The organism is Streptomyces sp. P5F9, from assembly GCF_057961495.1.
Window position 1 is genome coordinate 1 of sequence record NZ_JBXVPZ010000590.1, and the last position, 5121, is coordinate 5121.

General features: G+C 72.3%; 5 protein-coding genes and 1 pseudogene. 4 read left to right on the top strand and 2 right to left on the bottom strand.

Annotation, left to right across the window (positions count from 1 at the left end):
* Positions 1 to 110: 110 nt before the first annotated feature.
* Positions 111 to 1061: a 5-dehydro-2-deoxygluconokinase gene (gene iolC / locus AC31A1_RS46285; protein ID WP_489659079.1), complete on the bottom strand. Its 951-nt coding sequence runs from the start codon at positions 1059 to 1061 to the stop codon at positions 111 to 113.
* A gap of 300 nt (positions 1062 to 1361) precedes the next feature.
* Here iolC and AC31A1_RS46290 point away from each other — a divergent pair, with 300 nt between their 5' ends.
* The 3 genes from AC31A1_RS46290 to AC31A1_RS46300 all read left to right on the top strand — a co-directional run bounded on the left by AC31A1_RS46290 (position 1362) and on the right by AC31A1_RS46300 (position 3763).
* Positions 1362 to 2321 carry a helix-turn-helix domain-containing protein gene (locus AC31A1_RS46290; RefSeq protein WP_489659080.1) on the top strand — a complete coding sequence of 320 codons (960 nt, stop codon included), beginning with the start codon at positions 1362 to 1364 and terminating at the stop codon, positions 2319 to 2321.
* A 391-nt stretch (positions 2322 to 2712) separates the two neighbouring features.
* A complete protein-coding gene (locus AC31A1_RS46295; protein ID WP_393755815.1) occupies positions 2713 to 2913 on the top strand; it encodes a helix-turn-helix transcriptional regulator in 201 nt (66 codons plus the stop codon).
* Between the two features lie 85 nt (positions 2914 to 2998).
* Positions 2999 to 3763 carry a class I SAM-dependent methyltransferase gene (locus tag AC31A1_RS46300; protein ID WP_489659081.1) on the top strand — a complete coding sequence of 255 codons (765 nt, stop codon included), beginning with the start codon at positions 2999 to 3001 and terminating at the stop codon, positions 3761 to 3763.
* Here the strand turns inward: AC31A1_RS46300 and AC31A1_RS46305 are convergent.
* Positions 3744 to 4787: a zinc-dependent alcohol dehydrogenase family protein gene (locus AC31A1_RS46305; RefSeq protein ID WP_489659082.1), complete on the bottom strand. Its 1044-nt coding sequence runs from the start codon at positions 4785 to 4787 to the stop codon at positions 3744 to 3746. The two genes, AC31A1_RS46300 and AC31A1_RS46305, sit on opposite strands and share 20 nt — an antisense overlap.
* 229 nt (positions 4788 to 5016) lie before the next feature.
* Here AC31A1_RS46305 and AC31A1_RS46310 point away from each other — a divergent pair.
* Positions 5017 to 5121, top strand: a pseudogene (locus tag AC31A1_RS46310) (TetR/AcrR family transcriptional regulator); the annotation flags it as partial.

A 5121-nucleotide genomic window follows, 5' to 3' on the forward strand; every position in this document is an offset into this window, starting at 1 on the left:
GCGTGAGGGATCGGCGGGGCGTGAGGGATCAGCGGGGCTCGACGGGCCGGTGAGACCGTCGCCGCCCTCGTGTTCGTGCTCGTGTTCGGCGCCCGCCACGCGGCCGGCCCTCACAGGACCGCTCCGGCGGCGATCGCGCCCTCGACCTCGGCGACCGTGGGCATCGCGGACGAGCACTCCAGACGGGAGGCGACGATCGCGCCGGCCGCGTTGGCGTGCCGCATGATCTTCTCCAGGTCCCAGCCGGACAGCAGGCCGTGGCAGAGCGAGCCGCCGAACGCGTCACCGGCGCCGAGTCCGTTGAGGACGGTCACGGGCAGCGGGGGCACCTCGGCGGTCGTACCGTCGCGGTGCACGGCCAGGACGCCCTTGGGGCCCTGCTTGACGACGGCGATTTCGACACCGGCGTCCAGGAGCGCCCGGGCGGCGGCGTGCGGTTCGCGTACGCCGGTGGCGACCTCCACCTCGTCGAGGTTGCCGACGGCGACGGTGGTGTGGCGGAGGGCCTCTTCGTAGAAGGGGCGGGCCGCGCTCGGGTCCTTCCAGAACATGGGGCGCCAGTCGAGGTCGAAGACCGTCGTACCGGACTTGGCGCGATGGGCGAGGGCCGCGAGCGTGGCCGTACGGCTGGGCTCCTCGCTCAGGCCGGTGCCGGTGATCCAGAAGATGCGGGCCTCGTGGATCGCGTCCAGGTCGAGGTCGTGGGCGTCGATCTCCAGGTCCGGGGCCTTGGGCTGCCGGTAGAAGTACAGCGGGAAGTCGTCCGGCGGGAAGATCTCGCAGAAGGTGACCGGGGTCGGATAGTCCGCGACGGGCGTGACCCAGCGGTCGTCGACGCCGAAGTCGCGCAGCGCCTCGTGCAGGTAGGTGCCGAAGGGGTCGTCGCCGGTGCGCGAGACCAGGGCGACCTCGCGGCCCAGCCGGGCGGCGGCGACCGCGACGTTCGCCGCCGAGCCGCCGAGGAACTTCCCGAAGGTCGTCACCTGGGGCAGCGGCACGCCCGTCTGCAGCGGATAGAGGTCCACCCCTAGCCGCCCCATGGTGATCAGGTCGTACGCCATCGACTTCCCTTCGCGCCCGCGCGAGCGGTCCCCCTGAGGACCGGATGCGGAGCGGCTTCGTTTCGGCTCTCCACGGTTTGTAGTCCCGCCGCCCGAGCCCTGTCAATGTTTTGTCCAGACATTCGGACGAGACGGGGGTGGGTTGGGGGTAAGGGCTTGCACTGTGACCGTTGTGTCCGGTTGTTTGTCGGGTGCGGGTGCGGGTGCGCTGTGGTTGCTCGCGCCCACGCGGCGGAGCCGCACATCGATACAGCCCCGCGCCCCTATCGGGGCGCTGCAGTCCCGTAGGACTATCAGTGGATGTCTGTTGCTGCCGTGTGCATCCGGCGCGGGCACGGGCCCGACGGGTCCTGGGAGACCGCGTTCGCCGCACCCCATCCGCGACTGCGGCCCGGGGTGATCAGTTATCGGGGGATGCGGCTCGACCTGGTGCGGCCCCGGGCGCGGCTGGAGGCGCCGATCGGGGCGGCGACGCTGCTGCTCGGGTTCGAGGGGGCGGTGCGGATCTCGCGGGCGGGGCGGCCTACGGCGACGCTGGGGTCCGTGTTCTGCGGGCCTACGACCACTGCGGCGCTCGGCGAACACAGCGGGCGGCTCGCGGGAGTTGAGGTCCTGCTGATGCCGTGGGCCGCGTTCACGCTGTTCGGCGCGGCCCAGCACGAACTCGCCGACCGGGTGGTCGATCCGGACGAACTCCCGCACGTACTCGGCTCCCGCTGGGCCGGGATCGGCGAACTGGCCGCCGCGCTCGCCGCGTTGCCGACCTGGACGGCACGATTCGAGCTGCTGGACGACGTGTTGACCCGCTGGACGGCGGCCGGCACGCCGAGTTCGGAGCGGGTGGTGCGTGCCTGGTCGGAGCTGGTGCGGGCCCGGGGCGCGGTGCCGGTTCCCCGACTCGCGGACGAAGTGGGCTGGAGCGTACGGCAGTTGGAGAACCGCTTCCGGGAACAGATCGGCCTCGGCCCCAAGGCGGCGGCACGGGTACTGAGGTTGCAACGGGCCCGGCGGCTCCTCGCGTCCGGCCGCAGCCAGGCGGAGACGGCGGCGGTCTGCGGCTTCTACGACCAGGCGCACCTGAGCGGCGAGTTCAGGGCGATGACGGGGTGTACGCCGGGGCAGTTCGCGGTGGCGCGGGTGAGTCCGGCGGCGGCGCGGTCCGGGATGCCGGCCGGGGACCGGATGAGGGGCGAGGCGACGAGTCTGCTGATCGCCCCGGGCCGCAGTGCGGATTTCTCCAAGACCGGCCGAGCACGTTGATGCAGGCTGAGCGCCTGGCCGGTTGATCCCTGGGACCGCGAGGGTCTTCAGCGGGTCACCGACCCGACGGGGGATGCGGGGGCAGCGGGCCGGACCCGACGCAGCGGGTCCGGCCCGCCTTGGCCGGGGCCAGCACACCCCCGCCCCACACGTCAACGCGCCGCGCCCCCGCGCCCGCGTGCGCCTTTGCGTCACGTGTGTCACAAAAGCCCCCTTCGTGTCACACATATCGCGTGTACGCGGGTTTTGCGTCACACCCGGTCGACAGGCGCTTCCCATCCCTCACTGCGTGTCGTTCACCCGGCACAGGCTTGTGATCGCCAGCGCAGCGCACGGCTCCCCCGACGGCCGCCCCCGGCCGCCGCCGCGGCGCGCGCAGGGAGGTGCACTCATGACCGACCGACGGCTCTGGTCGTACAAGGAAATCGCGGCCCACATCCGGGTCCAGCCCGACACAGTCCGCTCGTACCGCAAGCACGGTCTGCTGCCCCCGCCCGACCATGTGGAGAGCGGCAAACCGTTCTGGTACGCCGACACGGTCCGGGCGTGGGTGGCCTCCCGGCCCCGGAACCGGGGTCGCGGAGACGACTGAGCCGAGCCGGTGAGGGACCGGGCGCCCGTGCCGCGACGCGGGCGCCCGGCGCCCGGCGAGGACACGGAAAGCGTGTGCCGTGCGCATGTCCCGCTATCTGTTCGACAACACCGCCGTCCAGACGGCAGGACGCTTCTCCGTACTTGAGGCCCGCTACGACACCGCGTCCAGAGCGGCGTTGGAGCGCACCGGGCTCAGCCCGGGGTGGAGGTGTCTCGAAGTCGGCGGCGGTGGCGGCTCGTTGGGGAACTGGCTGGGCGAACGGGTCGGGCCCGACGGCGAGGCGGCGGTCACGGACATCGATCCGGCCCGCGCCGCGTCCCGCCCGAGTGCGGCCAACGTGCGGGTCCTGCGGCACGACATCACCCACGACCCGCTGCCCGGAGACGGTTTCGACCTGGTGCACGCCCGGCTGGTGCTGCTCCATCTGCCCGAACGGCTACGGGTGTTGGAGCTGCTGGCCAGTGCCTTGCGACCCGGGGGCTGGCTCGTCCTGGAGGACTTCGACTGCGGCTGGACCCCTGTGCTGGCCGTACCCGACGACAGCGCGGTACTGCTCTTCGAGCGCCTGCACACCTCCCTGCTGGCCCTGTTGGAACAGGCCGGTGCAGAACCTCGGTGGGGCCGGCAGGTGGTGGGGGCGATGCTGCGGGCGGGACTGGACCAGGTCACGGCGACCACCTACGCGGAGACGTGGCAGGGCGGCGGCGAGGGGATCGGCCCGCACCGCGTCAACGCATTGCAAGTCGCTGGCGGCCTGGCCGAGTTGGGGGTCGGCGCGGACGAAGTGGCCGCCTTCACCGGGCCCGGCGGGTGTCCCGGGCCCGTCCTCAACTCCACGGCTCGATGACCGTCACCCCCGCCCCCGGTGCCGTGCCCATCGCGGCCAGTGCCGCCGGGGTCTCCTCCAGGGTGATCGTGGCGGTGGTCAGGAGGTCGGGGCGGAGGACTCCCGATCGGACCAGTTCCAGCATGGGTGGGTAGGTGTGGGCCGCCATGCCGTGGCTGCCGAGGAGTTCGAGTTCCAGGGCGATCGCGCGGGCCATGGGGACCGGGGTCGTGCCGGACGGGGAGGGGAGGAGGCCGACCTGGATGTGGCGGCCCCGGCGGCGCAGGCCGTTCACCGAGGCGGCGCACGTCGCCGGGGAGCCCAGGGCGTCCAGCGACAAGTGGGCGCCGCCGCCCGTCAGTTCGCGTACCGCCCGCGCCGTGTCCGGGGTGCTCGCGCCGTCCACGCACTCCGCCGCCCCGAACTTCCTTGCCAGCGCGAGTGCTTGGGGTGAGATGTCGACCGCGACGACCCTGGCGCCCGCAGCCGCCGCGATCATCACCGCCGACAGGCCGACTCCCCCGCAGCCGTGCACCGCCACCCACTCCCCCGGAGCGACCCGGCCCCGCTGCACCACCGCGCGGAACGCCGTCGCGAACCGGCAGCCCAGCGAGGCCGCTGTCGCGAAGGTCATCTCGTCCGGCATCGCGACCAGGTTCACGTCGGCGTGGTCCAGGGCGACGTACTGGGCGAAGGAACCCCAGTGCGTGAAGCCGGGCTGGGTCTGCCGCTCGCACACCTGCTGGTCGCCCGCGGCGCAGGCGGGGCAGGTTCCGCAGGCGCACACGAACGGGACGGTGACGCGGTCGCCGGCGTGCCAGTTGGTGACCCGGGGGCCCACCGTCTCGACCACGCCGGCGAGTTCGTGGCCCGGGACGTGGGGCAGGGTGATGTCCGGGTCGTGGCCCTGCCAGCCGTGCCAGTCGCTTCGGCAGAGGCCGGTGGCTTCTACCCGGACCGTCACTCCGTGGTCGGCGGGGTGGGGGTCGGGTACGTCGCGTACCCCGGCGGGGTCACCGTATTGCTCGAACACCACCGCTTTCACTTGGGCTCCCATCGCCGTATTTGTCTGCGGGTTCGTTGTAGCTGGTCGCGCCGTTCGCCGCGCCCCTGAAGGGCGCTGATCCTCAGCTTCTCTTAGACCGAACCGGTCGTGGAAGTTTCGCAGCGGAGCCGGCGCCCACCAGGTCGCCCTTCCCGGCAGTCTCATCACCGCCGGGACCAGCAGGCTTCGGACGATCATCGCGTCCATCAGTACGGCGAGGATGACCGCCGCACGCGTGTGCTTCGGCCTCTACAAGGCCGGCCTCGAACTGGTCCTCTCCCACGAGGGCACCGAACGCGAGGCCTACGTCCAGGAGTTGAAGAACGTCCTGAGG